Consider the following 14,458-nt stretch of genomic DNA (forward strand, 5'->3'; position numbering starts at 1 on the left):
CCCCACAAGGAGCCCCGCCATGCCACGCAAATTCGTCGACCTCTCGATCTTTCTGGAGAACGATGTGCTCTCCGATCCGCCCGCCTTCGCGCCGAAGATCCAGTACTTCACCCACGAGCAGACCTACGAGCAGATCGAGCCGTTCTTCCCCGGCTTGAAGAAAGAAGACCTCCCCGACGGCGAAGGCTGGGCCGTGGAACTGGTGCAGCTCTCCACGCACAACGGCACGCACCTGGATGCGCCCTATCACTTCCACTCGACCATGGACAAGGCGCTCGGCGAAAAGAAGCCCGCCATCGCCATCCACGACGTGCCGCTCGAATGGTGCTTCCAGCCCGGCGTGAAGCTCGACTTTCGCCACTTCGCCGATGGCTACGTGGTCACGGCCGCTGACGTGGAAGCCGAACTGAAGCGCATCGGCCACACGCTGAGCCCGCTGGAGATCGTGGTGGTCAACACGCGCGCGGGCAAGCGCTACGGCAGCAACGACTACGTTTCGGCCGGCGCAGGCATGGGCTACGAAGCGACGATGTACTTGCTGGAACGCGGCGTGCGCCTCACCGGCACCGATGCGTGGAGCTGGGACGCGCCGTTCGTGCACACCGCGAAGAAATACGGCGAGACGCAGGACGCCTCATTGATCTGGGAAGGTCACAAGGCCGGTCGCGACATCGGCTACTGCCATATCGAAAAGCTGCACAACCTGGAAGTGCTGCCGCCCACGGGCTTCTTCATCAGCTGCTTTCCGCACAAGATCCGCGGCGCCTCGGCGGGTTGGACGCGCGCGGTGGCGATCTTCGACGACGCGCTGATGGCGTCGGTCTGAGCGAAGGAAAACCGCTCCCATGATCGAACTCAACCACACGCACGACGTCGATGCCCGCAGCTGGGTGGACACCGCCAACGTCGCGGGCAACGACTTCCCGATCCAGAACCTGCCGTATGCGGTGTTCCGCCGCATCGGCAGCCCTGAGCCGTTTCGCGGCGGCGTGGCCATCGGCGACCAAGTGCTCGACCTGGCAGCGCTGGCTGCCGGCCAGCATGCCGACGGGCTCGCGCTCGATGCAGCTCGCGCGGCCGCCCTGCCCGCGCTGAACGATTTCTTCGCTCTCGGCCCTGCTGCGTGGCAAGCGCTGCGCCATCTGGTTTTCGCGCTGCTGCGAAGCGATGCGCCGGCAGCGACCGTGGACGACTTGCGCAAGTTCCTCGTGCCGCAGTCTGAAGTCGAATACACCGTGCCCGCGCGCATCGGCGACTACACCGACTTCTACACATCGATCGACCATGCGCTGAACATCACGCGCCTGTTCAATCCCGAGGGCGACGTGACGCCGAACTTCCGCTGGATTCCGACGGCCTACCACGGGCGCGTCTCGACCATCGGCGTGAGCGGGCAGCGCTTTCACCGGCCGATGGGGCAGACCTTGGCACCGGGCGCGAAGGCGCCGACGTACCACGCGTGCGCGCGGCTGGACTACGAGCTCGAACTCGGCGTGTGGATCGGCGAAGGCAACGCGGCCGGCGAGCCAATTCCGCTGGAACGCGCGGAGGAACATATCTTCGGCATCTGCTTGCTCAACGACTGGTCCGCGCGCGACATCCAGTTCTGGGAGATGGCGCCGCTCGGGCCTTTCCTCGCGAAGAACTTCGCGACCACGATCTCGCCGTGGATCGTGACGATGGAAGCGCTCGCGCCCTATCGCCAGGCCTGGACACGGCCGAGCAGCGAGCCCCAGCCGCTCGACTACCTGGAGAGCAAGGCGAACCGCGAGAACGGCGCGATCGACATCCGCCTGGAGGTGTGGCTCGAAAGCGAGAAGGCACGCGAAGGCAAGAGCGGCCCCTCACGTCTGTCGCGCACGAGCTTCAAACACCAGTACTGGAGCGTGGCGCAGATGGTGGCGCACCACACGATGGGTGGCTGCCAGCTGAACCCGGGCGACCTGTTCGGCAGCGGCACGATTTCGGGGCCAGGCGAAGGCGAGGCCGGCGCGATCATCGAGTTGACGCGTGCGGGGCAAAGCCCTGTGGCGCTGGCGAACGGCGAGCAGCGCGGCTTCCTGGAAGACGGCGATGCGGTGCTGCTGCGGGGCTGGTGCGAGAAGCCGGGGCATGCGCGCATCGGATTCGGCGAGAGCCGCGGAACGGTGCTGCCCGCGAAGGGCTGAACACGCGCCCCAAAAGAAAAGGCCACCGGTGAGGTGGCCTTTTGCATGAAATGTGGAGCGGGAAAAGAGTCTCGAACTCTCGACCTCAACCTTGGCAAGGTTGCGCTCTACCAACTGAGCTATTCCCGCATTTCGAGCGTCGAATTATAGAGGGCTCCGAGCCCGTTTTTCCCGAGCCCGAGAAAAAAGTGGGGTCAAGCGCCAAACACCATCGCGCGATGCATCGACGTGCCGGCCATCACGCCGTCGGCCGAGGACAGCGTGGCGTTGTGCATCGGCATGGCCACATCGCCCGCGGCATACACGCCGGTCACGGTGGTCATCTTCATCGCGTCGGTGCGGATCACCGGACCGGCCGGGCCGTCGTCGAATGCGCATCCCAGCTGTTCCGCAATGGGGCTGGAAGGACGCGTGCGCGGGACCATGAACAGCGCGTCGACGGGCACGATGCGGCCGTCGTCGAGCCGAACACCGGACAGGTCCTTCGCCGGCCCTTCCAGCGCCACGATGCGGCCGGGTTCGATCGTCACGCCGCGCGCCAGCAGCTTCGCGCGCGCCTCCTCGTCCACCGTGTTGTTGCCGTTCAGGAACAGCGTCGCCGGCCCCCACTCGGCGATCAGCATCGCGTGATCCGGCGGGTGCGGCGCCTCGATCAGCACGCCGAGCCTGCGGCCGCTGAATTCATAACCGTGGCAGTACGGACAGTGCAGCACGCTGGTACCCCAGCGTTCGCGCACACCGGCAATGCCGCCCGGAAAGCCGTCCTGCACACCGAAGGCCAGCAGGAGCTTGCCGGCCGAGAGCTGGCGGTTGTCCTCCAGCGATGCGACGAACCCGCCCGCGCCATCGGCTTGCGCGCTTGCCACGCGGCCTTCGATGAAGGTGACGTTCGGATAGGCCAGGAGCTTGGCCCGCGCATCGGCAATCATCTTCAGCGGCGGCACGCCGTCCTGTCCGAAGAAGCCGTGCGCCGCGGCGGCGAAGCGGTTGCGCGGCGCGCCCGCATCGACCACGCACACCTTTTTTCGAGCGCGTGCGAGTTGCATGGCAGCGGAAAGGCCGGCAAAGCTGCCGCCCACGACGAGAGCGTCATAGCGCATGTTCAATGTCCTTCTGGGTGAAGCCGCCGCCCGTCATGCGGCGATGAAAGTCCTTGGAGAGATCGGCCAGCGTGATGCTGTTGAAACGCTTGAGCAGCAAGGCCTCGGCCGCATCGAAGGCGTCGTCGAGCGCCGCATTCACCGCCTGCTCGACGATGCAGCCGGGGCTCTCGGTCCGGTTGCCCATGGCCAGCAGCGCAGGCGCGCCGACGGCGTTGTGGATGTCGCCGAGCGTTACGCGCGCCAGCGAGCATGACAGCACCCAGCCGCCGCCGTGGCCCTTGGCCGAGCTCACGAAGCCGGCTTGTCGCAGGCCCGCCATGATCCGCCGCACGACAACCGGGTTGGTGTGCATCGCCGCCGCAAGCGACTCGGAGGTGATGGGTCTGTCCATCTCGGCCATGTGCAGCAGCACGTGGAGAACGGCTGAAAGCTTGCTGTCTCGTTTCATGCAACATTATTAGTTGCGTGAAATTGCCGGCGCCCGCGAAAGGTCTCTTTGACCCTGACGAACGAAAGGTTTGTTCCATGCGAAGCCCTGAGCGCGCCCTAACGCACCAGCCTCCATTTCCGCCGACGGACACGTCTCACAAGCGAGAGCGAACACTCCGCACATGGCGACAAGGTTCGAGGTGGTCACGGTAGCGACCGAACTGGCTCCAAACCGGTTCTTGTCAATCCGTGACCATTCAAACGAAAGGAACAGTCACCCATGAAGCAACAACAAAACAAATCCATCTTCGTCGGCGCCTTGCTCGCAGGCCTTCTTGCCATGAGCGGCTTCGCCCAGGCACAGGGCGTCGGGGTCGGCGTGGGCGTGAACGCCGATGTGAATGCATCGGGCGCGGTCAAGACCGCACCAGCGCAAGGCAGCGCAGGCGCAAGTACCGGCGCTGCGGCGGGTGCGGGCACATCAGCCAATGGCGGTGCCAGCAACGCAGCAGGCGGGCTGGGTAGCACTGTCGGTGGCGTGGTCGGCAGCACGACTGGCGCCGTGGGCAACGCGACCAGCACGGTCGGCGGCGCCACCGGTGCGGTGGGCGGTGCGACCAGTGCGGCAGGCGGCCTCACGAACACCGTGGGCGGCACGCTGAACAGTGCGACCGGTGCGGTCGGCTCGGCGGGCGGCGCGGTGAAGCCATCGGGCACCGGCGTGGGGGCGAAGGCCAGCGGCAAGGCCAAGGGCTCTGGCGCGGTCGACCTCACGAAGTAAGCAGACGCGCATCACGCCGTCCGAACAAGCCCGCAGCGCTCGCGCGTTGCGGGCTTTTTTTCAGGTCGCTTCGAGCCGAAAGAGACTCGTGACTTCCACGTCGAGCACCATCAGTTCACGCTGGTTGAACAGCCGCCACTGCCACCGCAGGATGCCCAGCGTCGGCCGCTTCTCGGAGCGGCGCACCTCGATCACGTCGGCCACGAGCCGCAAGGCATCGCCGGGCCGCACGGGGTGGGGCCAGCGCACATGTTCGAGCCCCGGCGAAGCAAAAGACTCCGAACCCTTCAGCGCCGCTTCGACCACGAGGCGCATGGCGATCGCACAGGTGTGCCAACCGCTCGCGATCAATCCACCGAACGCGCTGTCCGCGGCGGCCTCCGCATCGGTGTGGAACCACTGCGGGTCGTAGTCCTTCGCGAACCTGACCAGTTCTTCTTCGGTGAGCACGTACGGCCCGGCCTCGATGACCTGGCCCGCATGGAAGTCGGCGAACTTCATTCGCCGCGGCTCAGTAGGTTTCCAGGTGCAGGCGGCCTTCGCGCTTCAGCGATGCACCGAGCGTGTCCCAGTCGAGCCCCGCTTCCACCGCCACATCGCGCAGCGCGAGCACCACGCCCTCTTCCATGCTCTTCAAGCCGCACACATAGAAGTGGCTGCTGCCGTCCTTCAGCAGCGCGGCCAGGTCCGCGGCACGCTCGCGCATCAGGTCCTGCACGTAGCGCTTGGGGCTTCCCGGCGTGCGCGAGAACGCGAGGTTGATGTCGATGAAGTCCTTGGGCAGCGACTGCAGCGGGCCGAAGTACGGCAGCTCCTGCTGCGTGCGCGCGCCGAAGAACAGCATGAGCTTGCCGCCTTCGAACTTGCCGCTCTTGCGCAGGCGCCGGCGCCACTCGGTCATCGCGCGCATCGGTGCGCTGCCGGTGCCGGTGCAGATCATCACGATGTGCGACTTGGGGTGGTTCGGCATCAGGAACGAGGCGCCGAAGGGCCCCACCACCTGCACCGTGTCGCCCACCTTCAGGTCGCACACGTAGTTGGAGCACACGCCGAGCACCGGGTCGCCCTGGTGGTCTTCGGTCACGCGCTTCACGGTGAGCGAAACGTTGTTGTAGCCGGGCCGCTCGCCGTTGCGCGGACTCGCCACGGAATACTGGCGTGCATGGTGGCGCTTGCCGATGGCATCGACGCCCGGCGGCACGATGCCGATCGACTGGCCTTCGAGCACCGGGAACGGCACCACGCCGAAGTCGAGCACGATGTGGTGCGTCTCGCTCTCGAAGCCCGCTTCGGTGCAGTTGAAGTTGCCCACCACAGTGGCGGTCGTCGGGGTCTTCGGCGGGAACAGGTTGGTGTATGCGTGCGCGGCCGACCACGGGGGCACCGTGGCGCCGTATTGTGCGGAGTTGAAGACCGCTTCGATGGGCTCGGCCGGGGCTTGCGCCTGTGTCGGCGAAGGCGCGGCGGTGCCAGCGGCTTCATCGCCCGCATCGGCGGAAACACCGGCGGCTTCGAGTTCTTCGGGCGTCAGCTCCGCGGGCAGTTCTTCCCAGGTGAGCTGTTCTTCGATGGTGTACGCGCGCACCAGCGGCATCGTGCGCCAGTTGTCGATCGAGCCAGTCGGGCAAGGCGAGATGCAGGCCATGCAGCCATTGCACACGTCGGCCCGCACGACGTAGTTGTTGTCGTCGTGCGTGATCGCGTTGACGGGGCAGGTGGCCTCGCAGGTGTTGCAGCGGATGCAGATCTCGGGGTCGATCAGGTGCTGCTTGATGACTCCGGCTTCAACGGCCATGTCCATGTTGTTCTCTCCTGAAAGCCCTCCCCCTCTGGGGGAGGGTTGGGTGGGGGCAAGCGGCGCTTGTCGTGGTCACGCTGCGTGCCCCCATCCCAGCCTTCCCCCAGAGGGGGAAGGAGCAATACCAATTACCCGAAGCGCACGTACTCGAAATCGACGGGCTGGCGATTGATGCCCATCACCGGCGGCGAGATCCAGCCGGCAAACTTGCCCGGCTCCACCACGCGGCCCATCAACGATGCCACGAAAGCGAAGTCTTCGGAACTGGGCAGCCACTCATCGCGCTTGGCGGCCCATTCGACCTCGTTCACCACGCGGCCCTCGGGCGACATCTTGATGCCGGCGAGCGCGCCGATCTGGCGGTTGAAGGCCTTGTGCGGCACAACCAGGCGGGTCGGAATGCCGGCCTTCTCGAGCACCTTGTTCCAGCGGCCCACGCCGGCCACCGAGTCCTTGATGAAGTCATCGCGCAGCACTTCGTTGAGCGCGTTGAGCATCGGCACGTCCTTTTCGACGAGCTGGCCGTCCTTCACCTCCAGCACCTTGTAGGTCTGGCCCTTCAGGATGTGGTCGTCGGTGCGCTTGCCCTCTTCGTAGCGGCCCTTCAGGCCCGAGCTGTAGAAGATGGCGGCGTTGCTCGACTGGTCGGCGCCGAACAGGTCGATGGTCACGCTGTAATGGAAGTTCAGGTAGCGCTGGATCGTGCCCAGGTCGATGCAGCCCGCGGCGCGGATCTTCTGCGCGTCGTCGGTCTTCAATTCGTTCATCACCTGTGCGGTGCGCGCGATGACGCGCGAGACGCCGCTCTCGCCCACGAACATGTGGTGCGCCTCTTCGGTCAGCATGAACTTCGTGGTGCGCGCGAGCGGATCGAACGCGCTCTCGGCCAGCGCCGACAGCTGGAACTTGCCGTCGCGGTCGGTGAAGTAGGTGAACATGAAGAACGCGAGCCAGTCGGGCGTGCGTTCGTTGAAGGCGCCCAGGATGCGCGGGTTGTTCTCGTCGCCCGAGGTGCGCTGCAGCAGCGCATCGGCTTCTTCGCGGCCGTCGCGGCCGAAGTGCTTCTGCAGCAGGTACACCATGGCCCACAGGTGGCGGCCTTCTTCCACGTTGATCTGGAAGAGGTTGCGCAGGTCGTACATCGACGGCGCGGTGAGGCCCAGGTGGCGCTGCTGCTCGACCGACGCGGGCTCGGTGTCGCCCTGCGTCACGATGATGCGGCGCAGGTTCGCGCGGTGCTCGCCCGGCACGTCCTGCCAGGCCTTCTCGCCCTTGTGGTCACCGAAGTGGATCTCGCGGTTGGCATCGCCCGGGTTCAGGAAGATGCCCCAGCGGTAGTCGCGCATCTTCACGTGGCCGAACTGCGCCCAGCCCTGGGGATCGACGCTCACCGCGGTGCGCAGGTACACGTCGTGGTTGGTCGAGCCTTCGGGGCCGACGTCGTCCCACCAGTTGATGAAGTTCGGCTGCCAGCCTTCGAGCGCGCGCTGCAGCGTGCGGTCTTCGCCGAGGTTGACGTTGTTGGGGATCTTCTCGCTGTAGTTGATCGTGCTCATCGTTGTTCCTTGGGTTGTACGGACTGCGGTATCAAACGCGGTTCATGTCGAAGCCGGCCTTTTCGCCGGTGCCGTAGACCTTGAGCGCACCCTTTTCGCCGACGGCGTTGGGGCGGTTGAAGATCCAGTTCTGCCAGGCGGTGAGCCGGCCGAAGATGCGGGTGGCCATGTTCTCCTTGCTTGCAAAGCGCAGGTTCGCTTCCAGGCCGGTGAGCGCATCGGGCGACATGGCGGCGCGTTCTTCGATGGCGATGCGGATTTCGTCGTCCCAGTCGATGTCGTCGGGCGCGGCGGTGACCAGGCCGAGCTTGAGAGCCTCGTCGGCGTCCAGCGGCTTGCCGGCTGCTGCGCGTGCTGCGTCGAGCGGTGCAGCCTCTTCATAGAAGCGGCGCTGCAGGCGGCTCTGGTCGTTCACCATCGGGAAGAAGCCGAAGTTGAATTCGTTGAGCACGAGCTTCGGCGCGCGCTCGGCATCGTCGGGCAGCGCGAGCATGTAGGTGCGGTCGGCCGCGAAGGCCAGTTCGGCCAGCGTGCCGGCGAAGCACGAACCGGCTTCGACAAGCGCGAACAGGCTGCGCGACGACACATCGAGGCGCGCGAGCGTGCGGCGCAGCGCGCCGATGGTTTCACGCACCAGCCAGTGGTCCTTGTTGGCGAACATCACGGCGTCCGATGCGAGCACGGCGGCCGCATCGCCTTCGGTCTTGAGCAGCCAGGTGCCCACGTCAAGCTCGTTGGTGCGCAGGTTGAGGATCGCGTCGTCGAGTTCGCGGCACATCGCGAGCGGCCACCACGCGGCACCCGCGGCTTCGATGGCGGCGATGTCGCCCGGCTGCGCGCCGGTGGGTGCCTTCACGGTGATCGTCGCGGTGCGCTTGCTGCGATCGATCTGCACGTTGACGGTCGAATACGCGATGCCGTCGGCGCTGTCGGTTCGCTCCAGGCGCGTGAGCGCCACGCCCTTGCCGCCTGCGGGGCGGTCGCTGCCGGCGGCGAGCTGCGAGGCGCGGTCCTGCACGGCGGCGGCGAACTGCGCGGGCTTGGCCACGGCATCGACCAGACGCCATTCGACGGCACGCTGGCCGCGCACGCCTTCGACGCTGGTGCAGAAGATGTCGGCGAGGTCATGGCGCACATGGCGCTTGTCGGTCACGCGGGTGAGGCCGCCGGTGCCGGGCAGCACGCCGAGCAGCGGCACTTCGGGCAGCGAGACGGCGGAGGAGCGATCGTCCACCAGCAGGATCTCGTCGCAGGCCAGCGCCAGCTCGTAGCCGCCGCCGGCGCAGGCGCCGTTCACGGCCGCGAGGAACTTCAGGCCCGAGTGCTTCGAGGAGTCTTCGATGCCGTTGCGGGTTTCGTTGGTGAACTTGCAGAAGTTCACCTTCCAGGCGTGGCCAGAGACGCCCAGCATGAAGATGTTGGCGCCCGAACAGAAGATGCGGTCCTTGCCGCTGGTGACGATCACGCTGCGCACTTCGGGGTGCTCGAAGCGCACGCGGTTGAGCGCGTCGTTCAGCTCGATGTCCACGCCCAGGTCGTAGCTATTGAGCTTCAGCTTGTAGCCGGGGCGGATGCCGCCGTCTTCCGCGATGTCGAGCACCAGGCGGGCGATGGCGCCGTCGAAGCTCAGGGACCAATGACGGTACTGGCCGGGTTCGGTGCGGTAGTCGACGCGCGGGGGCGCCTGCAGCGTGGTGGTGTCGGTCATGCGGAAGTCTCCTGTGGGGCTGTGTTCGGAAACCGGGAACAGGAAAGATAATGCACTTTCTTGCGCCGATGACATGCATCATGCTGCATGCAAACAGGCAAGTCAATGCCTGTTGTGCTTTTTTTCAGTTCAGCCGGCCTTAGACCAGGCCCATCGACTGGCGGGTCACCGCACGCAGCGCGTGGAAGCTTTGCGAGAGGCTCTTGCCACTCGTGTCCACCGAGAGGTCGGCCTTCGAATAGAAGGCGGCGCGGCCATTGAGAATGCGGCGCAGGTCTTCCATCGCTTCCTTGCTCGCGGCCATCGGGCGGGTGTCGCCCTGCGCGGCCACGCGACCCATGTGCTCCTCGGGCGCGGCCTGCAGCCACACGGTGGTGCAGTGCGCGAGCAGCTCGTTGAAGGTGGCGGGGTCGGAAACGATGCCGCCGGGCGTCGCGATCACCACTTCGCTATAGATCTGCACGGCCTCTTCGAGCGCACGGCGCTCGTAGCGGCGGTAGGCGTTGGTGCCGTAGAGGTCGTGGATCTCGCGCACGCTGCAGCCCGCAAGCTTCTCGATTTCGCGGCTCAGTTCCACGAAGGGCACGTCGAGGTCGTCGGCCAGCATCTGCCCGAGCGTGGACTTGCCCGCGCCGCGCAGGCCCACGAGCGCGATGCGGCGGTGCCGCGCCGGATCGACCGAGGCGGTGCCCAGCAGTTCGCCGAGTGCCACGCGCACGCGGCGCAGGTCCGCTTCGCTGCGGTTCTCGAGCAGCTCGCGGATCAGCAGCCACTCGGGCGAGCTGGTCGTGACGTCGCCGACCAGTTCGGCCAGCGAGCAATGCAGCGCGCCGGCCACCTGCTGCAGCACCAGGATCGATGCGTTGCCGATGCCGTATTCCAGGTTGGCCAGGTGCCGCTCCGACACGTCGGCCGCAACGGCCACCGCCTTGCGCGTGAGGCCGCGCTGCGCGCGCAGGTTGCGCACCCGGTCGCCCAACGCGGCCAGCAGCGGATTCTTGGCCTCCCCGGCCGGTGCGGCGCTGGAGTTGCCGCCCTCTGGCGCGGTAGTCAGCACCGCGTCTACATGCTCATTCATGCGAGTCCTCGTTCGTGGCCGGGATTGTGCGCGCTCAGGGTAAACACCATAGATGCACTATATTGCTTGACACTCATTGTCTCGGTGCTTATTGTTCGGCCACAAGCAAGATACTGCACACGCGGTATTCCTGCAAGGCAGTTCCACAAGTTCGAGGCCCCACGATGTCCGACAGCAGCCACCCAGCCACCGGCAAGGAAGCATTTCACCAGTTGATCGCCGGCCTGACCGCCGAAATCGCCGGCCGGCCGCTCGACGCCCAACTCGACCAATGGCTCAACGCCACCCACGGCGCGGGCAGCGCCAGCTTCGAACAACTGCGCCAGGCCTGCATCGGCGGCGTCGCCGAAGGCTGGCTTTGCGAGCGCGAAGGCGGCGGCATCAAATATGGCCGCGTCTTCAAGGCCGAAGACGCGCTGCACCGCTTCTCGGTCGACGTGGTCGACATGCAGGACATCGCCGGCCCGCACCACACGCATCCCAACGGCGAGATCGATCTGATCATGCCGCTCGACGACAGCGCCGCTGCCACCTTCGACGGGCGGCCCGCGGGCTGGTGCGTCTACGGGCCCGGCACCGCGCACCGCCCGACCGTCGCGAAAGGCCGCGCGCTCGTTCTCTATTTACTGCCCGAAGGACAGATCAAGTTCACGCAATGACCGAACTCCTTTCCAACCACGTCGCCGGCCGCTGGCAAAGCGGCTCGGGCGCCGGCACGCCGCTGTTCGATCCGGTGCTCGGCACCGAACTCGCGCGTGTCGATGCGACGGGGCTCGACCTGCCCGAAGCCTTCTTGTTTGCGCGCGAACAGGGCGGCAACGCATTGCGCGCCCTCACCTACCGCCAGCGCGCCGGCCTGCTCGGCGCGATCGTCAAGGTGCTGCAGGCCAACCGCGATGCCTATTACGAGATCGCCACCGCGAACTCCGGCACGGTGAAGAACGACTCGGCCGTCGACATCGACGGCGCCATCTTCACGCTCGGCCAGTACGCCAAGTGGGGCGATGCGCTCGGCGACGTGCGTGCGCTGCGCGATGGCGACGCGGTCAAGCTCGGCAAGGAGCCGGTGTTCCAGTCGCAGCACCTCCAGGTGCCGACGCACGGCGTGGCGCTCTTCATCAACGCCTTCAACTTCCCGTCATGGGGCCTGTGGGAAAAGGCCGCGCCGGCATTGCTCTCGGGCGTGCCCGTGATCGTGAAGCCCGCGACGGCCACCGCCTGGCTCACGCAGCGCATGGTGCGCGACGTGGTCGACGCGGGCGTGCTGCCCGCGGGCGCGCTCTCGGTCATCTGCGGCAGCTCGGCCGGGTTGATGGACCAGCTGCAGCCTTTCGACGTGGTCTCGTTCACCGGGTCGGCCGAAACCGCGGCGGTGATCCGCTCGCACCCCGCCGTCGCGGCGCGCTCGGTGCGCGCGAACATCGAGGCCGACAGCCTCAACAGCGCCCTGCTGCTGCCCGGCACCGCGCCCGGCAGCGAGGCCTTCAACCTGCTCGTGCGCGAAGTGGTGCGCGAGATGACGGTGAAATCGGGCCAGAAGTGCACCGCCATCCGCCGCATCCTCGTGCCCGCCGAGGTGTACGACGCCGCCGCCGAAGCCATTGGCGCGAAGCTCGCGGGCGTCACCGTCGGCAATCCGCGCAACGAGAGCGTGCGCATGGGTTCGCTGGTGAGCCGTGCGCAACTGAATGCGGTGCGCGATGGACTCGATGCGCTCGCCGCGCAGACCACGGTGCTGCACGACAGCCGCAGCAAGCCGCTGATCGATGCCGACCCCGCCATCGCCGCCTGCATCGGCCCGGTGCTGCTCGGCGCGCGTGATGCCGATGCGGCGCAGCGCGTGCACGACGTGGAAGTGTTCGGGCCGGTCGCCACGCTGCTGCCGTACCGCGATCTCGCACACGGCATCGCATTGGCACATCGCGGACAAGGATCTCTCGTGACTTCGCTCTATGGCAGCGACGACACCGCGCTCGCACAGGCCGCACTCGCCGTCGCACCGAGCCACGGCCGCGTGCATGTGATCACCCCCGAGGTCGCGCAAGCCCACACCGGCCACGGCAACGTGATGCCGATGTCGATGCACGGCGGCCCCCGGCCGCGCGGGCGGCGGTGCCGAACTGGGCGGCTTGCGCGCGCTCGATTTCTATCACCGCAAGAGCGCGGTGCAGGCGAGCCCCGGCGTGCTCGCGGCCCTCGGCCTCTAGAAGAATCAGAGAGAAGAGAAGAGGCCCCAAGGAGACAACACGATGAGCCTGCCCGCACGATTCAATTTCGCCGAACACCTGTTCGCCCTCAACCGCAGCCGCGCCGAACGCACCGCGTACATCGACGACCGCGGCACGCTGAGCTACGGCCAGCTCGAAGACCGCGCGCGCCGCCTGGCCGCCGCGCTCAAGGCAGCCGGCGTGCGCCGCGAAGAGCGCGTGCTGCTCTTGATGCTCGACACCAACGACTGGCCCGTGAGCTTTCTCGGCTGCCTGTATGCCGGCATCGTTCCCGTCGCCGTCAACACGCTGCTCACGCCCGAGGACTACGCCTACATGCTCGACCACAGCCGCGCGCAGGCCGCGCTGGTGTCGGGCGCGCTGTTGCCCGTGCTGCAGGATGCGATGAGGCGCGGCGCGCACGAGTTGCAGGCGCTGATCGTCTCGCAGCCTACCGGCTCGTTGCCTGCCAATGCACAGACCTTCAACGACGCGCTCGCCAATGCCGAACCGCTGGCCGCGCCGGTGAACACTGCCTCCGACGACCCCGGCTTCTGGCTCTATTCCTCCGGCTCCACCGGCAAGCCCAAGGGCACGGTCCATACGCACGCCAACCTCTGGTGGACGGCCGAGCTCTACGGCAAGCCGGTGCTCGCGCTGACCGAAGACGACGTGTGCTTCTCGGCCGCCAAGATGTACTTCGCCTACGGCCTGGGCAATGCGCTGACCTTTCCGCTCTCGGTCGGCGCGACGGTCGTTCTGATGGCCGAGCGCCCCACGCCCGACGCCATCTTCCGCCGCTGGACCGAGCACAAGCCCACCGTGTTCTTCGGCGCACCCACGGGCTTCGCCGGCATGCTGGCTTCACCCAAGCTGCCCGCACGCGACACTGTCGCGCTGCGCATGTGCTCGTCTGCCGGCGAGGCCCTGCCCGGCGAGATCGCGCAGCGCTTCAAGGCGCACTACGGCTGCGAGATCATCGACGGCATCGGCTCGACCGAGATGCTGCACATCTTCATCTCCAACCGCCCCGGCGATGTGCGCTACGGCACGACCGGCAAGCCGGTCGAAGGCTACGAGGTCGAACTGCGCGGCGAGGACGGCCGCCCCGTTCCAGATGGCGAAGTCGGCGATCTCTACATCCGCGGCCCGAGCTCGGCGCTCATGTACTGGAACAACCGCGAGAAGTCGCGCGACACCTTCCAGGGCGGCTGGACCAAGAGCGGCGACAAGTACACGCGCGATGCCGACGGCTACTTCACCTACGCGGGCCGCAGCGACGACATGCTGAAGGTGAGCGGCATCTACGTCTCGCCGTTCGAGGTCGAGGCCACGCTGATGCAGCATCCGTCTGTGCTCGAAGCCGCGGTGATCGGCAAGGAAGACGCAGAGGGCCTCACCAAGACCAAGGCCTTCGTCGTGCTGAAGGACGGCAGTGCCGCGACCGAAGACGAACTCAAGGCCTTCGTGAAGGAGCGCCTCGCACCGTACAAGTACCCGCGCTTTCTCGAATTCGTGAGCGAGCTGCCGAAGACGGCGACTGGGAAGATCCAGCGCTTCAGGTTGCGCGAGCGGGAGAAGCAGGCATGAGGTTCCCGTTTTTCTCCCTCCCGCTCTGGGGGAGGGCTGG

At 66.7% G+C, this 14,458-nt stretch carries 11 protein-coding genes, 1 tRNA gene and 2 pseudogenes; 6 read left to right on the forward strand and 8 right to left on the reverse strand.

Translation table 11 applies throughout. The annotated features are described in order from the left end of the window. Positions 1-19 precede the first annotated feature (19 nt). Both QF040_RS24310 and fahA read left to right on the forward strand, forming a co-directional pair. Positions 20-826 (forward strand): cyclase family protein, encoded by an 807-nt coding sequence (locus QF040_RS24310; RefSeq protein ID WP_013538585.1) that lies wholly within the window; start codon positions 20-22, stop codon positions 824-826. A gap of 19 nt (positions 827-845) precedes the next feature. Then, positions 846-2,168, forward strand: a complete 1,323-nt coding sequence (gene fahA / locus QF040_RS24315) for a fumarylacetoacetase (protein WP_429613168.1) — start codon at positions 846-848, stop codon at positions 2,166-2,168. Positions 2,169-2,221: 53 nt separating this feature from the next. Here the strand turns inward: fahA and QF040_RS24320 are convergent. The 3 genes and pseudogenes from QF040_RS24320 to QF040_RS24330 all read right to left on the reverse strand — a co-directional run. Then, positions 2,222-2,297: transfer RNA gene (locus QF040_RS24320), tRNA-Gly, on the reverse strand. Positions 2,298-2,362: 65 nt separating this feature from the next. Continuing rightward, a complete protein-coding gene (locus tag QF040_RS24325) occupies positions 2,363-3,268 on the reverse strand; it encodes an NAD(P)/FAD-dependent oxidoreductase (RefSeq protein ID WP_429613169.1) in 906 nt (301 codons plus the stop codon). A gap of 64 nt (positions 3,269-3,332) precedes the next feature. Further along, positions 3,333-3,719 (reverse strand): annotated as a pseudogene (locus tag QF040_RS24330) (Rrf2 family transcriptional regulator); the annotation flags it as partial. A 261-nt stretch (positions 3,720-3,980) separates the two neighbouring features. Here QF040_RS24330 and QF040_RS24335 point away from each other — a divergent pair. Further along, positions 3,981-4,481 (forward strand): adhesin, encoded by a 501-nt coding sequence (locus QF040_RS24335; RefSeq protein WP_429613170.1) that lies wholly within the window; start codon positions 3,981-3,983, stop codon positions 4,479-4,481. A 60-nt stretch (positions 4,482-4,541) separates the two neighbouring features. Here the strand turns inward: QF040_RS24335 and QF040_RS24340 are convergent, their stop codons facing one another. From QF040_RS24340 to QF040_RS24360, 5 genes are all read right to left on the reverse strand, one after another. Then, positions 4,542-4,982: a MaoC family dehydratase gene (locus QF040_RS24340; protein WP_429613171.1), complete on the reverse strand. Its 441-nt coding sequence runs from the start codon at positions 4,980-4,982 to the stop codon at positions 4,542-4,544. Between the two features lie 10 nt (positions 4,983-4,992). Next, the gene (boxA, locus tag QF040_RS24345; protein ID WP_429613172.1) at positions 4,993-6,282 is read right to left on the reverse strand and encodes a benzoyl-CoA 2,3-epoxidase subunit BoxA; all 1,290 of its coding nucleotides are present in this window, start codon (positions 6,280-6,282) and stop codon (positions 4,993-4,995) included. Positions 6,283-6,407: 125 nt separating this feature from the next. Beyond that, complete coding sequence (boxB, locus tag QF040_RS24350; protein WP_307604168.1) at positions 6,408-7,835, reverse strand: benzoyl-CoA 2,3-epoxidase subunit BoxB; 1,428 nt, start codon at positions 7,833-7,835, stop codon at positions 6,408-6,410. Positions 7,836-7,866: 31 nt separating this feature from the next. After that, positions 7,867-9,543, reverse strand: a complete 1,677-nt coding sequence (boxC, locus tag QF040_RS24355) for a 2,3-epoxybenzoyl-CoA dihydrolase (RefSeq protein WP_429613173.1) — start codon at positions 9,541-9,543, stop codon at positions 7,867-7,869. A gap of 139 nt (positions 9,544-9,682) precedes the next feature. Next, the gene (locus QF040_RS24360; protein WP_306882876.1) at positions 9,683-10,621 is read right to left on the reverse strand and encodes a helix-turn-helix transcriptional regulator; all 939 of its coding nucleotides are present in this window, start codon (positions 10,619-10,621) and stop codon (positions 9,683-9,685) included. A gap of 164 nt (positions 10,622-10,785) precedes the next feature. On the opposite strand from QF040_RS24360, the gene QF040_RS24365 reads away from it, so the two are divergent. The 3 genes and pseudogenes from QF040_RS24365 (at position 10,786) to QF040_RS24375 (ending at position 14,418) form a co-directional block, all read left to right on the forward strand. Then, positions 10,786-11,280 (forward strand): DUF4863 family protein, encoded by a 495-nt coding sequence (locus QF040_RS24365; protein WP_429613174.1) that lies wholly within the window; start codon positions 10,786-10,788, stop codon positions 11,278-11,280. Continuing rightward, positions 11,277-12,828, forward strand: a pseudogene (locus tag QF040_RS24370) (3,4-dehydroadipyl-CoA semialdehyde dehydrogenase). The gene QF040_RS24365 and the pseudogene QF040_RS24370 overlap by 4 nt, the downstream one beginning before the upstream one ends. Positions 12,829-12,870: 42 nt before the next feature. Continuing rightward, positions 12,871-14,418, forward strand: coding sequence for a benzoate-CoA ligase family protein (locus QF040_RS24375; RefSeq protein ID WP_429613175.1), 1,548 nt, complete (start codon positions 12,871-12,873; stop codon positions 14,416-14,418). The last annotated feature ends 40 nt before the right edge of the window (positions 14,419-14,458 follow it).

The organism is Variovorax sp. W2I14, from assembly GCF_050435205.1.
In the GTDB taxonomy this organism is placed as follows: domain Bacteria; phylum Pseudomonadota; class Gammaproteobacteria; order Burkholderiales; family Burkholderiaceae_C; genus Variovorax; species Variovorax paradoxus_C.

What these genes read in the sequence shown, in the direction of transcription:
- QF040_RS24325 (WP_429613169.1), bottom strand. Translation starts at nt 3,268, where the DNA reads ATGCGCTATGACGCTCTCGTCGTGGGCGGCAGCTTTGCCGGCCTTTCC.
- QF040_RS24310 (WP_013538585.1), top strand. Translation starts at nt 20, where the DNA reads ATGCCACGCAAATTCGTCGACCTCTCGATCTTTCTGGAGAACGATGTG.
- QF040_RS24340 (WP_429613171.1), bottom strand. Translation starts at nt 4,982, where the DNA reads ATGAAGTTCGCCGACTTCCATGCGGGCCAGGTCATCGAGGCCGGGCCG.
- QF040_RS24375 (WP_429613175.1), top strand. Translation starts at nt 12,871, where the DNA reads ATGAGCCTGCCCGCACGATTCAATTTCGCCGAACACCTGTTCGCCCTC.
- fahA (WP_429613168.1), top strand. Translation starts at nt 846, where the DNA reads ATGATCGAACTCAACCACACGCACGACGTCGATGCCCGCAGCTGGGTG.
- boxC (WP_429613173.1), bottom strand. Translation starts at nt 9,543, where the DNA reads ATGACCGACACCACCACGCTGCAGGCGCCCCCGCGCGTCGACTACCGC.
- QF040_RS24360 (WP_306882876.1), bottom strand. Translation starts at nt 10,621, where the DNA reads ATGAATGAGCATGTAGACGCGGTGCTGACTACCGCGCCAGAGGGCGGC.
- boxB (WP_307604168.1), bottom strand. Translation starts at nt 7,835, where the DNA reads ATGAGCACGATCAACTACAGCGAGAAGATCCCCAACAACGTCAACCTC.
- QF040_RS24365 (WP_429613174.1), top strand. Translation starts at nt 10,786, where the DNA reads ATGTCCGACAGCAGCCACCCAGCCACCGGCAAGGAAGCATTTCACCAG.
- boxA (WP_429613172.1), bottom strand. Translation starts at nt 6,282, where the DNA reads ATGGACATGGCCGTTGAAGCCGGAGTCATCAAGCAGCACCTGATCGAC.
- QF040_RS24335 (WP_429613170.1), top strand. Translation starts at nt 3,981, where the DNA reads ATGAAGCAACAACAAAACAAATCCATCTTCGTCGGCGCCTTGCTCGCA.